The organism is Streptomyces sp. NPDC107538 (assembly GCF_055657445.1).
Genome location: NZ_JBVKAY010000010.1, coordinates 190,508 through 210,784 on the forward strand (window position 1 = coordinate 190,508; position 20,277 = coordinate 210,784).

At 73.0% G+C, this 20,277-nt stretch carries 13 protein-coding genes and 1 pseudogene; 7 read left to right on the forward strand and 7 right to left on the reverse strand.

The features are described from left to right. Position 1 precedes the first annotated feature (1 nt). Positions 2-1,021 (forward strand): carbohydrate ABC transporter permease, encoded by a 1,020-nt coding sequence (locus ACZ7MG_RS31150; protein WP_471386688.1) that lies wholly within the window; start codon positions 2-4, stop codon positions 1,019-1,021. Further along, the gene (locus ACZ7MG_RS31155) at positions 1,018-1,935 is read left to right on the forward strand and encodes a carbohydrate ABC transporter permease (RefSeq protein ID WP_471386685.1); all 918 of its coding nucleotides are present in this window, start codon (positions 1,018-1,020) and stop codon (positions 1,933-1,935) included. Before ACZ7MG_RS31150 ends, ACZ7MG_RS31155 begins: the two co-directional genes overlap by 4 nt. Here ACZ7MG_RS31155 and ACZ7MG_RS31160 read toward each other — a convergent pair. Together ACZ7MG_RS31160 and ACZ7MG_RS31165 are read right to left on the reverse strand one after the other, a co-directional pair. After that, positions 1,899-4,063: pseudogene (locus ACZ7MG_RS31160) on the reverse strand (glycoside hydrolase family 3 N-terminal domain-containing protein). The gene ACZ7MG_RS31155 and the pseudogene ACZ7MG_RS31160 overlap by 37 nt on opposite strands. Positions 4,064-4,242: 179 nt before the next feature. Continuing rightward, positions 4,243-5,397 carry a BadF/BadG/BcrA/BcrD ATPase family protein gene (locus ACZ7MG_RS31165; protein WP_471386682.1) on the reverse strand — a complete coding sequence of 385 codons (1,155 nt, stop codon included), beginning with the start codon at positions 5,395-5,397 and terminating at the stop codon, positions 4,243-4,245. Positions 5,398-5,431: 34 nt separating this feature from the next. Between ACZ7MG_RS31165 and ACZ7MG_RS31170 the strand changes: the two genes are divergently transcribed. Further along, on the forward strand, positions 5,432-6,712 hold the full coding sequence (locus ACZ7MG_RS31170; RefSeq protein WP_471387364.1) for a glycoside hydrolase 5 family protein: 1,281 nt from the start codon (positions 5,432-5,434) through the stop codon (positions 6,710-6,712). A 231-nt stretch (positions 6,713-6,943) separates the two neighbouring features. Here the strand turns inward: ACZ7MG_RS31170 and ACZ7MG_RS31175 are convergent, their stop codons facing one another. Together ACZ7MG_RS31175 and ACZ7MG_RS31180 are read right to left on the reverse strand one after the other, a co-directional pair. After that, complete coding sequence (locus ACZ7MG_RS31175) at positions 6,944-8,437, reverse strand: glycoside hydrolase family 3 N-terminal domain-containing protein (RefSeq protein WP_471386679.1); 1,494 nt, start codon at positions 8,435-8,437, stop codon at positions 6,944-6,946. Between the two features lie 56 nt (positions 8,438-8,493). After that, positions 8,494-9,135 (reverse strand): DUF6629 family protein, encoded by a 642-nt coding sequence (locus ACZ7MG_RS31180; protein WP_471386676.1) that lies wholly within the window; start codon positions 9,133-9,135, stop codon positions 8,494-8,496. Between the two features lie 232 nt (positions 9,136-9,367). Between ACZ7MG_RS31180 and ACZ7MG_RS31185 the strand changes: the two genes are divergently transcribed. The 3 genes from ACZ7MG_RS31185 (at position 9,368) to ACZ7MG_RS31195 (ending at position 15,694) form a co-directional block, all read left to right on the forward strand. Further along, a complete protein-coding gene (locus tag ACZ7MG_RS31185; protein ID WP_471386674.1) occupies positions 9,368-10,414 on the forward strand; it encodes a phytanoyl-CoA dioxygenase family protein in 1,047 nt (348 codons plus the stop codon). 159 nt (positions 10,415-10,573) lie between these two features. Next, entirely contained in the window at positions 10,574-14,248 is a 3,675-nt protein-coding gene (locus ACZ7MG_RS31190) for a DUF4132 domain-containing protein (RefSeq protein WP_471386671.1), read from the forward strand. Positions 14,249-14,599: 351 nt separating this feature from the next. Next, positions 14,600-15,694: an SGNH/GDSL hydrolase family protein gene (locus ACZ7MG_RS31195; protein WP_471386668.1), complete on the forward strand. Its 1,095-nt coding sequence runs from the start codon at positions 14,600-14,602 to the stop codon at positions 15,692-15,694. 28 nt (positions 15,695-15,722) lie between these two features. On the opposite strand, the gene ACZ7MG_RS31200 is transcribed toward ACZ7MG_RS31195, so the two are convergent. The 3 genes from ACZ7MG_RS31200 to ACZ7MG_RS31210 all read right to left on the reverse strand — a co-directional run bounded on the left by ACZ7MG_RS31200 (position 15,723) and on the right by ACZ7MG_RS31210 (position 18,294). Continuing rightward, positions 15,723-16,253, reverse strand: a complete 531-nt coding sequence (locus tag ACZ7MG_RS31200) for a hypothetical protein (protein ID WP_471386666.1) — start codon at positions 16,251-16,253, stop codon at positions 15,723-15,725. A gap of 143 nt (positions 16,254-16,396) precedes the next feature. After that, a complete protein-coding gene (locus tag ACZ7MG_RS31205) occupies positions 16,397-17,602 on the reverse strand; it encodes an aminotransferase class V-fold PLP-dependent enzyme (protein WP_471386663.1) in 1,206 nt (401 codons plus the stop codon). Between the two features lie 20 nt (positions 17,603-17,622). After that, entirely contained in the window at positions 17,623-18,294 is a 672-nt protein-coding gene (locus tag ACZ7MG_RS31210) for an expansin EXLX1 family cellulose-binding protein (RefSeq protein WP_471386660.1), read from the reverse strand. A gap of 370 nt (positions 18,295-18,664) precedes the next feature. On the opposite strand from ACZ7MG_RS31210, the gene ACZ7MG_RS31215 reads away from it, so the two are divergent. Then, the gene (locus ACZ7MG_RS31215; RefSeq protein WP_471387361.1) at positions 18,665-20,167 is read left to right on the forward strand and encodes an acyl-CoA carboxylase subunit beta; all 1,503 of its coding nucleotides are present in this window, start codon (positions 18,665-18,667) and stop codon (positions 20,165-20,167) included. Positions 20,168-20,277 lie beyond the last annotated feature (110 nt).

Sequence of the window (20,277 nt, forward strand, 5' to 3'; positions counted from 1 at the left end):
TATGACCACCCTCTCTCCCCCCACCAAGGGATCGGGGGTCGCGGTCTCCTCCCGCGTCCCCCGCCCCGGGGAACCGAGCGGCCGGCGCCGCCTGTTGCGGGCCCTCAAGCCGGGCCCGTCCGCCGATGCAGGCGGCGCCGCGCTGTACCGCCGCTGGTGGCTGCCGTGGCTGTGGATGTCCCCGGCGATCATCGGGATCACCGTCTTCGGTCTGTACCCGTTCCTGAACACGCTCCTGCTGTCGTTCACCGACGCCAAACCGCTCGGCGGCGCCGCCTCGTTCGTGGGCCTGGACAACTACACCCGTATGCTCGGCGACTCCGACTTCTGGCTCGCCACCCGCAACAGTGTGCTGTACGCGCTGATCGTGGTCCCGCTGATGGTGCTGCTGCCGCTGATGCTGGCCGTCCTGGTGGAGAAGAACCTGCCGGGCATCGGCTTCTTCCGCTCCGCCTTCTACACCCCGGTCCTCGCCTCCAGCGTGGTCGTGGGCCTCAGCTGGCAGTGGCTGCTCAGTGACCAGGGCCTGGTCAACACCTGGCTGCAGAAGGCCCACATCATCCGGTCGGCGATCCCGTTCCTGTCCGACTCCTGGCTGATCCTGCTCTGCGCGATGGGGCTCACCCTGTGGAAGGGCCTCGGCTGGTACATGATCTTCTACCTGGCCGCGCTGGGGAACGTGCCGAAGGAGCTGCACGAGGCCGCCGCCGTGGACGGCGCGGGCGCGATCCGCCGCTTCTGGCACGTCACCATGCCGGGTGTGCGCACCTCGATGATGCTGGTCGGCACCCTCACCGGTATCGGCTCGCTGCGGGTGTTCACCGAGATCTACATGCTCGGCGGCGCGACCGGCGGCCCCGGCGGCGCCGACCGCACGCTCCCCTTCTACATCCGCGACGTCGCCCTCGACCCGCTCACCGGCAACGCCGGCTACGGCTCGGCCGTCAGCGTCGCCCTCTTCGTACTCACCCTGGGCCTCACGCTGCTCGCACAGCGGCTGACGAAGGAGGACGAGTCATGACCACCGCCGTGAAGGAGCGGACGACGGCGGCGGCGGCCGTGGCTCCGGTGGAGAAGCGGCGGCGGCTGATGCCGCGCTGGCGGGACTACGGCCGGCCGCGTGAACTGATCGTCCGCTACCTGCTGTTGCTGTTTGTCCTCGGTATCACCGTCGGCCCGCTGCTGTGGCAGCTGCTGTCGTCGCTGAAGGGCGTCGGCGAGGACGTGTTCGGCTCGAACGCCTCCCTCTTCCCGCGCGATCCGACCCTGCGCGCCTACCGCGAGGTGTTCGCCCAGGTCCCGGTGTGGTCGTACATCCGCAACAGCATGGTGGTCGTCGCGCTGTCGGTCACCAGCCAGCTGGTCTTCTCCACGCTCGCCGGCTACATGCTCTCCAAGCCCAGCTGGAAGGGCCGCAAGCTGGTGTGGGTGCTGCTGATGGCGTCCATGATGTTCCCCTTCGAGTCGATCATGGTCTCGCTGTTCCTGAGCGTCCGTGACCTCGGTCTGGTCGACAACCTGGTGGGGGTCTGGCTGCCCGGCTTCGTCGCCGCCATCAATGTCCTCATCATGCGGGCCGCGTTCCTCGCCGTGCCGCGCGAGATCGAGGACGCGGCGATGCTCGACGGGGCGGGCGAGTGGAAGCGGTTCCGGTATCTGTATCTGCCGTCCGCGTGGGGTGCCATCCTCGTCGTCACCATCAACACCTTCATCAGCGCCTGGGACGACTTCCTCTGGCCCCTGATCGTGCTGCGCTCCGAGGACCACTTCACCCTGACGCTCGGCCTCGCCCGCCTCCAGTCGTCCTCCTTCGGCTACGACCAGCGGATGGTGATGGCGGGCTCGGTGATCTCCGTGGTCCCGGTACTGGTGCTGTTCGTGATCACGCAGCGGTGGTTCTACAAGGGGGTGTCCTCCGGGGCCGTCAAGCTCTGAAGTCCAGGACTACGGGTTCGGCGTCAAGCGCCGCCCGCGCCGACCCGGCGACACGGATCTCGACGGCGCCGACGCCGTCGGGCACCTCGAAGGACAGGGAGACCGTACGGCGTTCACCGGGCGCCAGGCCGACACCCTCGAACGCGCACAGTTCGAGGGTGCGCGGCCATACGGGCGCGATCAGCCGCCGCAGATAGACCTGGACGACCGTACGCCCGTGCCGTTCCCCCGTGTTGGTGACGTCGACCTCGACGCCGGTGCCCGCGAGGCGCGGTGTGCCGTACGCGAAGCTCGTGTACGACAGGCCGTGCCCGAAGGAGTGGAGGGGCTCCGCGCTCTCGTCCACGTAGGCGCCGTACTCGGTGTCCTTGTGGTTGTAGTAGACCGGGAGTTGGGCCGCCGAGCGCGGGATCGAGACGGGCAGGCGGCCGGTGGGTTCCGTGAGTCCGAGCAGCACCTCGGCGATCGCGGTGCCGCCCCAGGGGCCCGGATACCACGCGGTGAGCAGGGCGTCCGCCGTGTCGGGGACCGTGTGCGGGCGGCCCTGGATCAGGACGACCGCGGTGGGCGTGCCCGTGGCGACGACGGCGTCCAGCAGGGCCTCCTGCGCTGTGCCGAGTCGCAGGCCCGCGAGGTCGACGCCCTCGCCGCAGGTCATCTCCGACACGACGGTCCGCGCGGCGCCGTTGGCGTCGAACTCCGTGTCGGGGGTACGGGCGCTGCTGCCGCCCAGCACGAGCACGGCCAGGTCGGCCGCCGCCGCCTCGGCGATCGCGGCCGGGATGCCGGAGCGGTCGGCGCCGGTGAGGGCCGCGCCCCGGGTGTGGCGGATGTCCATGCCGGGCGGGGCCAGCTCGCGCAGGGCGTCGAGGACGCTCACTCCGGTGCCGGGGCGCTGTGGGGCGGTGTAGTCGCCGAGTTGGTGGGCGGTGGTGGCCGCGTGCGGGCCGAGCACGGCGATCCGGCGCACCGAGGGGGCGACGGGCAGGGTGTCGGCCCGGTTGTGGAGGAGGGTGACGCAGGCGCGAGCCAGGTCGGTGCTCAGGGCGCGTCCCGTGGGGACCGGCGCGCGACGCGTGTACGGATCCTCGAAGAGTCCCAGCCGGAACTTCAGGCGCAGGACGCGGGCGACGGCGGTGTCCAGCGCTGCCTCGCTCACCAGACCCCGCTCGACGGCCTCGTCCAGATGCGTGAAGCCCTCGTCCCAGAGGCTGAGGTCGACACCGGCGTCGAGCGCGAGCGCGCCCGCGGAGACCTTGTCGCCGGTGATGCGGGCGAGGCGGTCCACGGCGAGGCCGTCGGCCATGACCAGGCCCTGGAAGCCCCAGCGGTCGCGGAGCAGTTCGGTGAGGAGGGCGCGGTTGCCGGAGCAGGGGACGCCGTCGACCTCGTTGTAGGCGGCCATCACGGCGGCGGCGCCCGCGCGGACGCCGGCACAGGCGGCGGGCAGGTGGATCTCGTGCAACTCGCGTGGGCCGAGTTCCGATTCGGCGGAGTTGCGGCCGCCGACCGTCGCGCCCTGACCGGCGAAGTGCTTGAGGACGACGGGGGCCTTGTCGGCGGCGAAGACGTCCCCCGTGCCCTGCATACCGCGTACCAGTGCCTCCGTCAGGCGGGCCGCGAGGTACGGGTCCTCGCCGAAGCACTCCTCGGTACGGCCCCAGCGCGGGTCCCGGACGATGTCCAGCGCGGAGACGAGGGCCAGGTGGCCGCCCCGGGCGCGGAGTTCGGCGGCGGCGTGCGCGGCGGCCCGCTCGTACAGGGCCGGGTCCCAGGTGGCGCCGACGGCCAGGTTGACGGGCAGGACGGTGCCGTCGAGGGCCATGTGGCCGTGCGGGACCTCCTCGACGAACAGGGCGGGGATGCGCAGGCGGCTGCGTTCCAGGACGTGGCGCTGGACCAGGTCGGCGAGGTCGGCGCTGTCGGCGGCGCCGGGGCCGTCGCCGTGGTCGACGCCGGACCAGGCGTCGGCGCGCATCAGGCCGTAGAGGGCGCCGAGGCCCGCGAAGCGCTCGGTCTCGGCGTGCAGGGCCTCGGTGAGTTCGAACTCCCCGGCCGGGGTGCGGCGGTAGGCGTCCCAGCCGTACATCCGCTGGTTGAGCTGGCCCACCTTCTCCCGGAGGGTCATGCGGGAGAGGAGGTCGGCGACGCGGGTGCCGAGGGGGGCGGCCGGGTCGAGGTACGGGGGCCGCGCGGGGGTGGTGGCCGACGTGGGGGACGTGGTGGCCGGGGTGAGCGGCTGGTTCTGCGGGGGCATGGTCGTCCTTGTCGGCGAGGGAGGAGCTGAGGCCGGGGGGAGTTGCCGGGTCAGGCGCCGGAGGCGTGGGCGTGGGCGAGGCGGGCCAGGGCGACGGCGCCCGGGGAGCCGTCCGAGACCGGGGTGACGGCGAGGTGGTGCGGGGCCAGGCGTTCGGACAGCGAGGGCAGCAGGGGGCCGTGCGGGGCGAGCAGGCCGCCGGTGGCGACGAGGGGTTCGCCGGTGCGGGGTGCGAGGGCGGCGACGGTCTCGGCAAGGCGGCGGGCAGCCTCCTGGAGGATCTGTACGGCCACGGCGTCCTTGTCCTCGGCGGTCCGCACCACCCCGGGCGCGTGGTCGGCCAGCCGGACGGGCGACCGGTCCATGACGGCGGGCAGCAGCCGGGCGCGGTAGGCGGTCCGCTGCTCGGCGCTCCACGCGACGGGACCGGAGCCCGGGCTTGCGCCGGAGCCCGTGCTCGCGCCGGTGCCGGTGCCGGTTCTCGTACCGATGTCGGTGCCGGTGAGGCCGTATCCCTCCGGGGGCAGGACCTCCTCCGGCAGGCCGAGGTCGCGGGCGACGGAGCGGACGAGCGCGGTGGGGACGCCGCGGCCGTCCGCCGCGCGCAGGGCCGCCCGTACGGCGGCCCGGCCGATCCAGAAGCCGCCGCCGTCGTCCCCGAGGAGCCAGCCGTCGCCGCCGGAGGTCGCGGTCGGCACCCGTCCGGCGATCCGGGCCGCGACCGCGCCGGTCCCGGCCACGAGGACCAGCCCGTCGGTGGGATGGCCGGGGGCCGCGGCGAACGTCGTCTCGATGTCGCTGTGCACGCTGATCTGCACACCGGGTTGGACGCCGGCATGTCCGTCGGCCTCGGACGCCTCGATGCCGAGCCGGGCGAGCGCGGCGGTCAGGGCGGCCCGGGCCCGCAGCCGGCCGGGCTCGTCGGCGCCCTGGGCCTGGTGACCGGCCCCCGCGAAGCCGCCCGCCACCGCGACCACCCGCCCGCGCAGCCCCTCGGGCACGGCCCGCGCGACGGCCTCGGCGAGATGGTCGGCGAGGGCCGGGCCGGGAACGGTGAGCGAGTTGCCGGGCCCGGCCGTGCCCTCGCCCCGGGTGCGGCCGTCGGCCAGGTCGGCGAGGACGGCACGGGTACGGGTGCCGCCGGCGTCGATACCGACGACATAGGCGGGCCCCGTCGCGGAAGCCCGGGACGAAGCTTGGTTCAAATCACTATTCATTGCCGTCCATGGTGGTTGATACATTCGCCGGAGACAAGGTCCGTCTCTTGAGGAGGACGCCATCAGCACGCCGCCCTCGCCCGCACCCGCACTCCGCTTCGGCGTCAACTACACCCCACGCCGGGGCTGGTTCCACGCCTGGCACGACTTCGATCCCGGGCTCGCGCGGGAGGACCTGGCCCAGATCGCCGGGCTGGGCCTGGACCACGTCCGGGTCTTCCATCTCTGGCCGCTGCTCCAGCCCAACCGCACGCTGGTCCGGGCGTCGGCCGTGGACCAGTTGGTCCGCCTGGTGGACCTGGCCGCCGAGTGCGGTCTCGACGTGCTGGTGGACGGCGTCCAGGGCCATCTGTCGAGCTTCGACTTCTACCCGGAGTGGACCCGCAGCTGGCACCACCGCAATGTCTTCACCGACCCGGAGGCCATCGAGGCCCAGGCCCTGCTGCTGCGCACCCTCGGCCGCGCCCTCTCCGGCCACCCCCACCTCATCGGCCTCCAGCTCGGCAACGAGCTCAACAACCTGGTCGAACACAACCCGGTCTCCGTGGCCGAGGTCGACCACTACCTCGACACCCTGCTGGCCGCCGCCCGGGACGGGCTCGGCGAGGGGCGCGGCCTGGTCACCCACTCGGCGTACGACGCCGCCTGGTACGGCGACGACCACCCCTTCACCCCCGAGGCCTCGGCCCGCAAGGGCGACCTGACCACCGTCCACCCCTGGGTCTTCTCCGCGAACTGCGCCGGCCGCTACGGCCCACGCTCACCGCAGGTGCACCACCTCGCCGAGTACGGCACGGAGCTGGCCGCCGCCTACGCCACCGACCCGGCCCGCCCGGTCTGGGTCCAGGAGACCGGCGCCCCCGAGCCGCACATCCCGGCGGCCGACGCCCCCGACTTCGCCCGCGCGACCCTGCTGAACGCGGCCGGCTGCGACCGTCTATGGGGCGTGACCTGGTGGTGCTCCCACGACGTCGACCGCTCCCTGGCCGACTTCCCCGAACTGGAGTACACGCTGGGCCTGTTCGACTCCGCGGGCCGGCCGAAGCCGATCGCGGAGGCCCTGTCGACAACGGCCGCCGAGCTCCGCACCGCCGCCGTCCCGCCCACGCCCCGTACGACGGCCCTGGTCCTCGACTGCACCCCGGCCACCCGTTCCGTCTCGGGCCCCGGAGGCGCCTTCTTCGACACCTGGATGCGCCTGCGCCAGGAGGGCGTCCGCCCGGCAGTGGTCCTGGCGGAGCACACGGAAGACACGACCTATCTCGCGGCGCGAGGGATCACGGAGCTGATCGAGGGGAAGTGAGGGGCGGGCCTGAAAGGCAGCGGGCGCAGCCCCTGCCTTGCGGGCTGAAAGAGAGCGGGCGCGACCCCTGCCTTGCGGGCTGAAAGGCAGCGGGCTCAGCCCCGCCTTGCGGGCTGAAAGGCAGCGGGCGCAGCCCCTGCCTTTCAGGGGCGCGGGGAACTGCGCGAGAAGCCCCACGGACCGGAGGCCGGTCCACGGCGGAAACCACCCCCCGCCGGGGACCGGCCTCCCTCAGAACCTCCGCCCCACCAAGACCTCGGCAAGGGCCCGCAGATTCACCCGCCCCCGCCCGTGCGCGGCAACCGCATCGCCCACCTCCGGCAGGCCGGTCGAGACCACCAGCACATCCGGTCGGACCGCCAGCACGGCATCCCGGAGGCGACCCTGCCACGGGTACAGCTCCGCGTCGCACAAGGCGAGGACCAGCGGGCGCCCCTCGGAGGCCCGCACCGCCTCCCCCACGACGGCCCCGAGATCGTCCGGCTCCCCGGCGACAGTCGCCCCCGTGGCCGTGGGATCGAGCGCGCGAATCTCGGTCAGAAGGCCCTCCCCGCCCCAGTTGAGCGCGGGGTGCGGCGGCGGGAAACAGTCGACGACATGGGCGCCGGGCACCGGTTCCGGCAACGGCCCCCCGCTCCGTAGCGCCCGCCGCGCCGCCGTCAGCCCGGCCTCCGCGTCCCACGCGGCCACGGCACCCGGCCGGTACGGCACCGCGTACCGCAGCGCGAGCCGTCGTACCCGTTCGGCGGCCTCGGTCACCCGCTCCTCGGCGAGGTCGCCCGTCCGTAGCGCGTCGAGCACGGCGTCCCGGCAGGCGAGGGTGACCTCCAGATCCGGTACGGCGACGATGACCTGGTCCGCCCCGGCGGCGAGCGCGAGCCGGGCACCGGCCGCCTCGCCGTAACGGTCGGCGATGGCCTTCATCTCCAGCGCGTCGCTGACGAGGACGCCGTCGAAGCCGAGTTCGCCGCGCAGCAGGTCGGAGAGGATGCGCGGGCTGAGGGTGGCGGGCAGATCGGGGTCGAGGGCCGGGAAGACGACATGGGCGCTCATCAGCATGGGCACGCCCGCGTCGACGGCGGCCCGGAACGGCGCGAGGTCGAGGGCCTCGTACGGCCGCGGGTCGACCGCCAGGTCGTGGTGGCTGTCGGTGACGGTGCCGCCGTGGCCGGGGAAGTGCTTGGCGCAGGAGGCGACGCCCCGTGCCTCGGTGGCCTCGATCCAGGCCCGCAGATGCCGGGAGACCAGCTCGGGGTCGCCGCCGAAGGCGCGGGTGCGCACGATCGGGTTCTCGGGGCGGCTCTGGACGTCGGCGACGGGGGCGTAGGAGGCGGTGATGCCGAGCGTGAGCAGATGTCCGGCGAGGGCGTCGGCGCACGCGGCGGTGAGGCCCGGGTCGTCGGCGGCGCCGAGCGCCCAGGAGCCGGGCACCTCGGGGGCGCCCGCGGCGACCAGATGGCCGATGCCGCCGCCCTCGTTGTCGATGGCGACCAGCAGGTCGGGGCGCAGCGTCCGCAGGGTGCCGGTGAGTTCGCGGACCTGGTCGGCGTCGCGGATGTTGCGGGTGAACAGGATGACCCCGCCCAGACCGCGGTCGATCAGCCGTTTCAGGGTGTCGGGGACGGTCGTCGTACCGTCGAAGCCCGCGACGAGGCAGCGGTGGGCTGCCTCGTCGAGGGCCGCGGGGAGGACCGGGCCGGGTGGCCCGGCGGCGGAGTGTGTCACCTCCGAAATCCTCTGGCTGGTCAAGCCGAAAGTCAACAGCTCGGTGGATGATTGATTCACCAAGGATCGGCGGCGCCCCGGAGATGCGACCGGCGTCGTGCGCGCACCCAGCCGAGCAGCACGACCGAGCAGACGGCGGCGAAGGCGCACCAGGTCGAGATGAACTCCAGTCGCCACAGGGCCCAGCAGATCGCGGCGCCCACGGCGGCCAGGACGCCGAGCACCAGGAGCCGCCGGTCGCCGGAGAGGAGCAGGGAGCCGACGGTGGCGAGGAGATAGCCCGCGATGAGGAGGGCCGGGTGGGAGAGGTCGACCGTGTAGCCGACGGTGCGGCCGCGGATCTCGGCCGTCACCGGGCCGGTGGCCAAGCCGTGGGCGAGCGCGGCGGCGGTCGCGACGCCGATGGCGAGGAGCACGGTGAGCCGGGTCCGGGCGGCTCGCGGGGCCGCGCACCACACGCCCGCCGGGACCCACACGGCCAGCAGCGGCAGGGCGATGACGGCCCAGGCGACGGTGGCGGGCCCGCTGCCGCCGTGCGAGGACCAGACCGCCGCCTCCACGATCTGATGCGCCCCGAGCAGCAACGGCAGCGCGGCGAGCGGCAGATCACGCCGGTCGCGCACCAGCGCCACACTGGCCGCCCCGACAGCCGCGACACCGGCACCCGCCACGAGATCGGCCGTCGCACTCCAGCACATCGCGCCACCCGGGGTCGGCCGTCATCTGCCCGGGCCACGCTATGCCGCATCCGGCGACCGTTCGCGGGCGACACGGGAGACACGGGCGACAGGACACCTGGGTGCACCTGGGGCCTGTGGGCCGGTGTCGCCTGAGCCTCCGTGAGGTGTTTTTGATGGGTTTCCGCGCATTGAATGAGGGGTTTCCGGTGCGCAGACTGGCAGGAACACGAGGCCTGCGAAAGGAGCCGCGATGTCCTTCATCGCTGCGGTGTCACGGACCTGGCTGACCGAGGCGGACTGCGATCTCGACACCTTCCGCGCGCTCGTCGAGCAGCGCACCGACCCCGCCGAGCATCCCTCGGCCGAGCGGGTCGAGCAGAACGTGCCCCTCTACGACAGCGAGCGGCTCCGGGCTCTGACAGCCACCCCGGAGGGCCGTCGGAACGTGCAGACCGAGTTGGTCCGGACTCTGCTGGACGGCCCCGGCATCGTCGTGCTCAAGGGCGCGTTCACGGACCCGGCGGTCGTGGACCGGGCGTCCGCCGCGTTCCGGGAGCTGATCGAGGAGGAGCGTGCCGCCGGAACGGCCCGGGGCGACCACTTCGCGAAGCCCGGCGCCAACGACCGCGTCTGGAACGCCCTGGACAAGATGGCCGTACGGGCGCCGGACGTGTTCGCCGACTACTACGCCAACGACATGCTGGCGCTGATCGCCGAGGCCTGGCTCGGCCCCGCCTACCAGGTGACCTCCCAGGTCAACGTGGTCAACCCCGGTGGCGCGGCCCAGAGTCCGCACCGCGACTACCACCTCGGTTTCCTCTCCCAGCGGCAGGCCGCCGCCTACCCCGCGCACGTCCACCGGCTCTCCCCCGTGCTCACCCTCCAGGGCGCGGTCGCCCACTGCGACATGCCCGTCGAGTCCGGCCCGACCCTCTATCTGCCGCACTCGCAGAAGTACGAGCCCGGCTACCTCGCCTGGCGACTGCCCGAATTCGTCGGGTACTTCGACGCCCATAACGTCCAACTCCCGCTGGACAAGGGCGACGCGGCCTTCTTCAACCCCGCGCACCTGTCGCGCCGCAGGTCCGAGGGCGCCACGGAGGACTGGCTGCGCCGTGTCGTCGCGGCCACGGCCGAGGGCTACCCCTTCCCCACGAACCTCGACCTCGACCCGCCGGTCGACGGCCTCGCCCCGCCCTCCCAGGCCGACCTGCTCTGGCGGGCCGTCGGCGAGGAGTGGACCCCGGAGCGGCTGCGCGGCGAACTGCGGGCGGGAGCCGAGCGCCGAGGGCGCTGAACCGGCCCGGGGCGGCCACCGTCATCGGCCGACCGGCGCGTTGTCAGTGGCTCCCCCTACTGTGGTGATCGTCGCTGGGCCTGGCGTTTTCCGCCGGTCGGCGGCTGGATCCGCGTGGGGTGGGGCCGGGGAGCCGGCACGGTCGGAAGGGGTGGGGGCGTGCGCCGCTGGGAGTATGCCGAAGGGAACTCGTCGAAGTTCTGGGAAGCCGAGGCGGACGGGGGCACGGTCACCGTCCGGTACGGGCGTTGCGGTACGGACGGGCGTACCCAGGTCAAGGAGTGCGCTTCCCCGGAGGAGGCCGCCGAGTATCTGCGGAAGAGCGTCGCGGCCAAGGAACGCAAGGGGTATCGGGAGGTCGGCGGGGCGGTCGCGGGCGGCATCGGTGAGGGGGGCGGCGGCGCCGTTACGGACAGCACCGCTCCGGGCAGCGCTGTTTCCGGCTCCTCCGTTCCGGACACCCCGGCGGCCGGCGAGGACAACTCCGTGGCGCCTGACGGGGATGCCTCCGTACCGCCCGACGAGGACACCTTCGTCCTGCCCGCCGCCTGGCACCGTCATCTCCACCCGAGGCGGGGTGGTGTCCGTCGCAGGCCGACGCCCCCGCGCAAGGGGGCGGCGGAACAGGCCGAGCGGCGGTTGCGGGGTGCGGAGACCTGGGTGCGGCAGTATCTGGACAGTCCGCGGAGCGACGCGGACCTGGTGCGGGCCGCCGAGGCCCGACTCGCGGGTACGGCCGATCCGTTGGGCGCGGCGGTGCTGGCCCTCACCTCCGACCTCGCCTGGTCGGGCGCGGCCTGTGCCGACGCCTGGGTCGAGGCCCACGGGACGGTCTTCGCCGCCCTCGCGGCCATCGAACTCTGCGGCATCCAGGTGTACTTCAGACAGAGCGGGACCCACCGCTCGGACGCGCACGTCGAGCGCCCGGCGGACAACGCCTACGCGGGCCACGTGGCACGGGTGCGCGGTGTGCTGGACCGGTTGCGGGCGCTGCTCGCCGACACCGACGAGGACACGTACCGGGCCGTGGTCGCGGCGCTCGCGGGGGTGCGGGGCGGGGCACGCGAGCGCGTCGTCGTCTCGTATCTCGTCCCCGGTGAGACGGCATGGGTCGACGAGTGCGTGGACGCCCCCGAGGCCGACCGTCCCCGCGACCAGGTGCTGCGCTCGATGCTGCTGTGTTCGCTGAACGACCCCGAGCAGGTCCGGCGGTTGGGCGGCACCGCCTCGCTGGGCTACAACGGTTGGCCGATGTCGACGGTCGCCACCGTCGCCGAGGGCGTCGGCACGGCGGTGGCGCCTCTGGTGGCGGAAGCGCTCAAGGGTTACCACGTCACGGCGGACACCTTCAAGAAGGTCAACGCGATCCTGGTCGAGCTGCCGTCGGACGAGGCGTTCGCGCTGCTGCTGGGACAGCTCGACGACAAGCGGGCGCAGCCCTTCGTGGCGAAGGCGGCTCGCCGCTACCCCCGGCGTGGCCTGCGCATGCTCGCCGAGGCGGTGGCTGCGGGCGGACCGAACACGGACGCCCTGCGGTACGCGCTGCTGGTCCATGTCTCGGGCCACCCGGACCTGGCCGAGGAGGTCCTCGCCTCCCTCCCGCCGGAGGCGGCGGGTGCCGTCGCACCGCTGCTGAGTCCGAAGGACCGGGTGCCGGACGCCCCGGCCGCCTCCCTGCCCGAGGTGCTGACCGGTCCGCCGTGGCTCCGGCCGCGCAAGGCCGTCAAGGTCCGCACGGTCGCCGGACTGGTCGCCGAGGATGTGCCCGGGATCGTCTGGCTGCCGGGTGAGCGGCAGGAGTGGGCGGACGCGCAGTCGTGGGAGCGGGACTGGGCCGCACGGACCGAGTGGCCGGACGATCCGGACGCGCTGCTGAGCGCGGTCCGCGCGGACAAGGTCGGTCTGCTGGGGATCTTCCTCGGCAAACCCGAGGAGCTGGTCCGGCCGCTGCTGGACGAGTGGAATCCGAGGAGCCTGGACGACGCCGCCGCGCTCAAGCCGGTCGTCGCCCGGTTCGGCACGGACGCCCTCGGCGTGGTGCTGCGGACCGTCCCGCAGTGGCCGGCGTCGCTCGCGCCGCTGATACTGCCGTATGCGAGCGTGGGGACGGCCCGGCTGGCCGCCGAGTGGGCGGTGCGGCTGAAGTCGGCGCGGGGGACGGCCCGTTCCTGGTTCCGGCGGCACGGCGAGGCCGCCGCGCCGCTGCTGGTGCCGGACGCCCTGGGCCGGGCGGGCACCGCGCGCCGGTACGCCGAGCAGGCGCTGCACACCATCGTGGCCCTGCACGGCCAGCAGGTCGTGCGGTCGGCCGCCGAGCGGTACGGCGCCGAGGCCGTGGCGGCGATCGAGGAGCTGCTGTCCGCCGATCCGCTGGCGACGGCCCTGCCGGAGAAGCTGCCCGAGCCCGTCGAGTGGGCGGAGCCGTTGCTGCTGCCGCAGATCCTGGTGCGCTCCGGTGGCGCGCTGCCCGCCGACGCCACCCGGCATGTGGTGACCATGCTCGCGCTGTCCAGGCCGGGCGAGCCGTATCCGGGGCTGGCCGCGGTCCGGGAGGTCTGCGCGCCGGAGTCGCTCGCCGAGGTCGTCTGGGCGCTGTTCGAGCAGTGGCGGCTCGCCGGGATGCCGAGCGAGGCGGGCTGGGCGCTGACCGCGCTGGGGCTGCTGGGCGACGACGGGACGGTACGCCGACTCACCCCGCTGGTCCGGACCTGGCCCGGCGAGGGCGGCCACCAGCGGGCGGTGGACGGGCTCGGTGTGCTGGCGGCGATCGGCACGGACGTGGCGCTGATGCATCTGCACAGCGTGGCGCAGCGGGTGAAGTTCAAGGGGCTCAAGGCCCGCGCGCAGGAGAAGATCGCCGAGCTGGCGCAGGATCTGGGGCTGACCGGTAAGCAACTCGCCGACCGGCTGGTGCCCGACTTCGGCCTGGACGCGCGGGGCACCACGGTCATCGACTACGGCGGCCGTACGTTCACGGTCGGCTTCGACGAACAGCTGCGCCCCTTCGTCCAGGACCCCGACGGCAACCGCCGCAAGGACCTGCCGCAGCCGGGCGCGCGGGACGACGCCGAGCTGGCGCCCGCCGAGCGCAAGCGGTTCATGGCGCTGAAGAAGGACGTACGGACCATCGCCGCCGACCAGGTGCGGCGGCTGGAGTCGGCCATGGTGGAGGGCCGTTCGTGGTCGGCGGCCGAGTTCCGCGAACTGTTCGTCGGGCATCCGCTGCTGTGGCATCTGGTCCGGCGGCTGGTGTGGCTGAGCGACACGGACGGCACGACGACCGCCTTCCGGGTGGCCGAGGACCGTACGTTCGCGGATGTCGAGGACAGTGTGTTCACGCTGCCGGACACGACGACCGTACGGATCGCGCACCCGCTGCTGCTGCGGGGTGAACTGGACACCTGGGCGGAGCTGTTCGCGGCCCACGAGATCACCCAGCCGTTCCCACAGCTGGGGCGGCAGGTGTTCGAGCTGACGGCGGAGGACGCCGCCGGGTGGCGCCTGGAGCGCTTCGAGGGACTGACGGTGACGACGGGCCGGCTCGTCGGTCTGGAGCGGCGCGGGTGGCGGCGCGGGCAGCCGCTGGACGCCGGTGTCGAACGCTGGATCTCCAAGCGGCTCGCCCCGAACCGCTACGCGGTGCTCATACCGGACCACGGCATCTCCGTCGGCTTCTTCGATCCGGCCGAGCAGCAGAAGGTGGAGTACCTCTGGCTCGCCACCCGGCCCAGCGACTACTGGCCGAAGGACCCCCACAGCGTCCGCTTCGAGGAGATCGACCCGGTGGCGGTGTCGGAACTGCTGGCCGATCTGACGGAGTTGACGGCGCCCTGACGACGCCGGGATGCCACGGGCTGCGGAGTGACGGGGGCTACGAGGAGCACGGGGCGATGTAGACGGCAGGGACGGCAGGGACGGCTGAGACGGCTGGGACGGCTGGCATGACCGGCATGGCTGGCATGGCTGGCATGACTGAGACCGTCAGCATGGCGGCGATGGCGGCCCTGACCGTTCGCCGGCGCCGCGCATCACGGCCCGGCGCACAAGGACCTCCCAGCGAGGGGTTGACGGCGGCACGGGTGACAGCCACCTTCGAAAGCGCACGCCACTATGGGAGCGCTCCCATCCTCCACGCGCCGAAGGGACGGTCACATGCACACGCCCAGCCGGTTACCCCGACGAACGATGATCACCGCCGCTGCCGCAGGGCTCGTCACCACCGTCGTATCCCCCTCCCGGGCCGCCGAAGCCGAAGGACGGTCGTCCACCCGGTTCCACACCGTGGGCCGGGTCAAGAAGGCCGCCGACGGAACCGTGCGGTACAGCTGGCCGGGTGTCTCTTTCGAGGGGAGGTTCCGCGGGACCGGGGTCGGGGTGGTCCTCGACGACGCCGACAACGACTACGACGTCCAGATCGACGGAACGACCGTGGCCACGCTCGTCACCCCGGGCCGGACCGTCTCCTGGATCGACGGCCTCGGCGACGGCGCGCACCGTGTGCGGGTGGTGAAGCGGACGGAGAGTCCGTGGGCGGCCGGCCGGTTCGGCGGGTTCGTCGCGGCACCCGGTGGCGCGATCCTCGCGAGACCCCGGGCGCGGAGCAGGCAGATCGAGTTCATCGGCGACTCGTTCACCGCCGGGTACGGCAATGTCTCCGACAGCCGGGACTGTTCCGCCAACGGCGGGGTCAACCGGAACAGCAACGCCGATCTCGCCTTCGGCGCGCTCACCGCCCGGAAGCTGGACGCCGACTGCCAGATCAACGCCTTCTCCGGCCGTGGAATGGTCCGCAACTACAACGGCGGCGACCCCGGCACGGACTTTCGTACGTACTACGACCGGGCCCTGCTGAACGTCGAGGGCGATGTCTGGCGGAAGCCGGACAGCTGGCGTCCGCGGGTCGTCGTGATCGGGCTCGGCATCAACGACTTCTCGACACCCCTGAACCCCGGGGAACGCTGGAGCACGGCGGCCGAGCTGGTCGCCGCCTACGAGAGCGCCTATCACGGCTTCCTCGACAAACTGCGCGCCCGGTACGGGGCGAGGACGTTCCTGGTGGTGGCCGCCGCCCGTCTCGGGAACACCACCGCGTTCGAGGAGGCCACCCGGCGGATCGTGGCGGAGCGGGGGCGGCGGGGCGACGGCCGGGTCAGCCACTGGTACTACGACGACCCCGGGCTCGATTATCTGGGCTGCGACTGGCACCCCTCGCTGCACGACCACCGGATCATCTCCGGACTGCTCGACGCGCACCTCGCGACGCTGCCGCTGCGCTGGTAGCCGGGGATCGGCCGTGGGCCACGCGGGCTCAGGTCAACGGGGCGGACAGGGGTTGCCCCGGCTTCAGCGCGTCGAGCAAGCCGGCGTGGTGCAGGGACGCGACGGGCGCGAGGAGATCGGGGTGGCGCAGCAGGACGGCGGCCCGTCGGTCCAGGTCGTCCGGGGTGAGGAGGCGGCGGAAGGCGGCGGGTGACCCGGCCGTGTGCGGGGAGTCGTCGAGGGCGGCCACGGCGGTGCGGGCCAGCTCCGGGTCGGCGAGCAGACAGGCCGCCCAGCTGGCCACGACCTCGTCCACCCAGGTCCGCCAGGCGTACTCGTCGGGTGTCAGGTCCTCGTCGAAACCGGTGATCCAGTCGAGCCGGGTGGTGCCGCCCGGTCCCGCCATGCCGACGAGCGCGGCGTCCGTCGGCGTCGGGTAGCGGAGCCGGGCGGCCACGGTGACGGCCTGCCGGGCCTGCGCCTCGCAGAGCGCACCGTCCAGCGCGCCACCGCTCGCCGGGTAGGCGCGCGTCAGCCACTGGGTGGTCGCCGCTATGAGGGGGGAGAGGTCTGCGAGCACACTGAGCCGTCCATGGGTACGGGGGGACGCGGCACAACGTAGCCGAGGACCGCCGCCCCGAAAATGGCGCAGACCACGGACCGCACGTGTCCTGGGCCACATGCCCCGACGTCCGCCCGCGCCCGGGGCAGCGATCCCGACGGTCAGCGCGCCGTGTGCGCCAGGTCGGCCAAAGCCTGGACCGTACGGTCGAGTTCGGCCTCGGTGTTGTAGTAGTGCGGGGAGAGCCGGACCAGGGGGTGGACGCCTCGGTGTTCGGTGTCGAACTGGGTGTGTTCGGGGACGGTGGTGGTGACGTTGATCCGCTGCCGGGCGAGGGCGGCGGCGACCTCGGCGGCGGGCAGGCCGGCGACCTTGGCGGTCACGATGGCGCAGCGGTGCTCGCCGAGATCGTGGGTGGTGACACCGGGGAGGGCGTCGAGCCGGTCGCGCAGATGGGCGCCCAGGGCGACGGCCCGTGCGCCGACGCGGTCCAGGCCCAGGTCCAGGGCCTGCCGTACGGCCGCGTCGAGGCCCAGGACATTGGCGTAGGAGACCTCCCAGGTCTCGAAGCGGCGGGCGCCGGGCCGCCAGGTGAAGCCGCGTCCGCCGTCCCAGGTGGCCGCGCGGATCTCGGTGACGTGGGGGTCGAGGTACGCCAGCGCCTCGGAGCGCACCCAGAGGAAACCGGTGCCGCGCGGGCCGCGCAGGAACTTGCGGCCGGTGGCGGTGAGCATGTCGCAGCCGATGGTCTCGACGTCCACGGGGAACTGGCCGACGGACTGGGTGGCGTCGAGGAGGAAGGGGACACCGGCGGCCCGGGTGATCCGGCCGATCTCGGCCGCCGGGTTGACGAGGCCGCCGCTGGTGGGGATGTGGGAGACGCCGACCAGCCGGGTGCGTTCGTCGATCAGGCCGGCGAGGGCGGTGGTGTCGAGCTGTCCGGAGGCGTCGTCGGGGACGACCACGATCTCCGCGCCGGTGCGGCGGGCGACCTGGAGGTAGGCGAGGACGTTGCTGCCGTACTCGGCGCGGCCGGTGAGAATACGGTCGCCGGGCTTGAAGGGGAGTGCGTAGAACGCGGCGTTCCAGGCGTGGGTGGAGTTGTCGAACAGGGCGATCTCGTCGGGCCGTCCGCCGACCAGCCGGGCGAGGTTCGTGTAGGTGGCGTCGATACGGTCGCGTTCCTGGCCGGCCGCCTCGTAGCCGCCGATGGTGGCTTCGAGTTCCAGGTGGGAGGTGATGGCGTCCAGGGTCCGGCGGGAGAGCAGGGCCGCTCCGGCGTTGTTGAGGTGCACACGATGGTCGGTGCCGGGGGTGTCCCGGCGCAGGGCGTCGATGTCCAGGTCGGTGTCCAGATCGGTGTCCATGCCCTCACCCTTCCCACGGGTCAGTGTTTGGTGAACTGGGCGCGGCCCGGTTGGTCGGTGTTCGGGGTGAGGGTGATGCCGGTGTCGGTGAGGGTCTGGCCGTGGATGTCGGTGACACGGACGTCGGAGCCGCAGCCGGTGCCGTCCGCCGAGACGAAGTAGTTGTATTCCTGGCGGGGCAGTTGGCGCCAGGTCGAGCCGGTGCGGACCTCCAGGCGGGCGACGGGGTTGCGGTGGTTGCGGACCTGGATGCCGCACCACCACTGGGTGGACCCCTCCTTGTAGCGGTAGGAGACCGGGCCGGCGAGGTCGGGGCTGACCAGGGTCCAGGTGATCGGCACCCGCCCGGCCACGGGGTCGGCGATCCGGGCGAAGGCCTGTTGGCCGAGATCGATGTCGCCGGGGGCGCACTCCGGGCAGCGGTCGACGATCCGTACCGTCAGCTCGCCGCGGGGGCCCTTGACCCGGAGGAAGGCGCCGCACATGCGGGAGCCCTCGTAGTCGGTGTGGTTGAGGGCCGCGACGGCGATGTCGGTGGTGGGGTCGTAGAGACAGTTCCCGGCGCCGGTCGCGCCGTAGAAGGTGCCCTCGCCGGAGTAGGTGACGCCGGGCTGGACGGCGGCGGACGCCGGTGACGGGGCCATGGTCAGGAGGGCCGTGACGGTGACGAGGAGGGCGGGTCGGCGGCGCATGTCGATGCCTTTCGAGGACGGTGGGGCGTGCTCGGGCGCCGAGATCCTGGCATGATTGAAACCTCAAGTGAAGCATGATGACAGCCATCCGTCCGGAACCGTTCCGGTACCACGCGGGCCCTTGTCACCCACGGACTAACCGCGGCCTCTGGGGACTCATCTCCCGCACAGAGAACGGGAATCGACCCGGTCCGGCCCTCCTGCGCTGCCATATTCGAAAGCCACTTCGGAGGTGGCTGTGACGCTAGAGGTGACGACATCCCGGGCGAGGCAGGTGGCGGAGCGTACGGCGAGCCGTGTCCCCGAGCCGGTTCCTGAACGACCCGCCGACCGGACGACCGGCCGACCCGATGACGGGACCGCCGACCGTATCGCCGAGTTGGAGGGCCGCCGGACGCGGGCGGTCGCGTCGGGCGGGCCCAGACGCCGTGGGGAGTACGGCGCCCGGGAGCGGATCGATCTGCTGCTGGACGCGGGCTCGTTCATGGAGACGGGCCTGTTCGTGCGGGCCCGGCCCACCGGGGACACCGCCCGGCGGCCGTACGGCGACGGCGTGGCCACCGGGCACGGCACGATCGACGGCCGTCAGGTCTGTGTCTTCGCCCAGGACTCCACGGTCTTCGGCGGCAGCATGGGCGAGGCGTTCGGCGAGAAGACGATCGCGTTGATGGACCTCGCCCTGAAGACGGGCTGTCCGGTCATCGGGCTCAACGACGGCGGCGGCGCCCGTATCCAGGAGGGCGTCACCTCGCTCGCCCTCTACGCCGAGCTGGTGCGCCGCAATGTGCGGGCGTCCGGGGTGATCCCGCAGATCTCGGTCGTGCTCGGCCCGTGCGCCGGCGGGGCCGCGTACTCGCCGGCCATCACCGACTTCACCGTGATGGTGGACGGCGCCTCGCACATGTTCGTCACCGGCCCCGACGTCATCGAGACGGTCACCGGGGAGCGCACCAGCGCCGAGGAGCTGGGCGGCGCCCGCACCAGCAACACCGTCAACGGCAACGCCCACTTCCTCGCCGCCGACGAGGTGGACGCCCTCGACACCGTACGGGACCTGCTGTCGTACCTGCCCGCCAACAATCTGGAGCGGCCCCCGCGATACGCGCCGGGGGCCGCGCCCTCGGGGCTGTGTCTGGACACCGTGGTGCCGGACCGGCTCGGGCAGGTCTACGACATGCGGGACGTGCTGCGCGCGGTGGTCGACAACGGTGAACTGCTGGAGGTGCAGGAGCTGTTCGCGCCGAACATCATCTGCGCGTTCGCGCTCGTCGAGGGTGCCTCCGTCGGCGTCGTCGCCAACCAGCCGCTGCACTCCGCCGGGGTCCTCGACATCGACGCCTCGGAGAAGGCCGCGCGGTTCGTGCGGTTCTGCGACGCGTTCGGCATTCCACTGCTGACCTTCGCCGACGTCCCCGGCTATCTCTCCGGCGTCCGCCAGGAGCAGGCCGGCATCATCCGGCGCGGCGCGAAACTCCTGTACGCGTACGCCGAGGCGACCGTCCCCAAGGTCACGGTGGTGGTGCGCAAGGCGTACGGCGGCGGCTACGCGGTGATGGGCTCCAAGCATCTCGGCGCCGACATCAACCTGGCCTGGCCCACCGCCCGTATCGCCGTCATGGGCGCCGAGGGCGCGGTGGGGCTCCTGCACCGCCGTGAACTCGCCGCCGCGGCCGACCCCGAGGCGCTGCGGGCCGACCTCGTCACCGCGTACGAGGGGACGTACGGCACCCCGTATCTCGCCGCCGAACGCGGCTATGTCGACGCCGTCATCGCCCCGCGCGACACCCGCGCCCACATCTGCCGTGCCCTGCGCGCCCTGCACGGCAAGCGCGCCCCGATGCCGGAACGCCGCCACGGCAACATCCCCCTCTGACCGGCCCCGCGCCCTGCCGTCGCACCGGCCGCGTCCGGTCCGGCTGCCGTGCCCCGCGCGGCCGTTGCCACCCGCCCCGCCCCCGCCCCCTCTCCGCCCCCTCTCCGCCC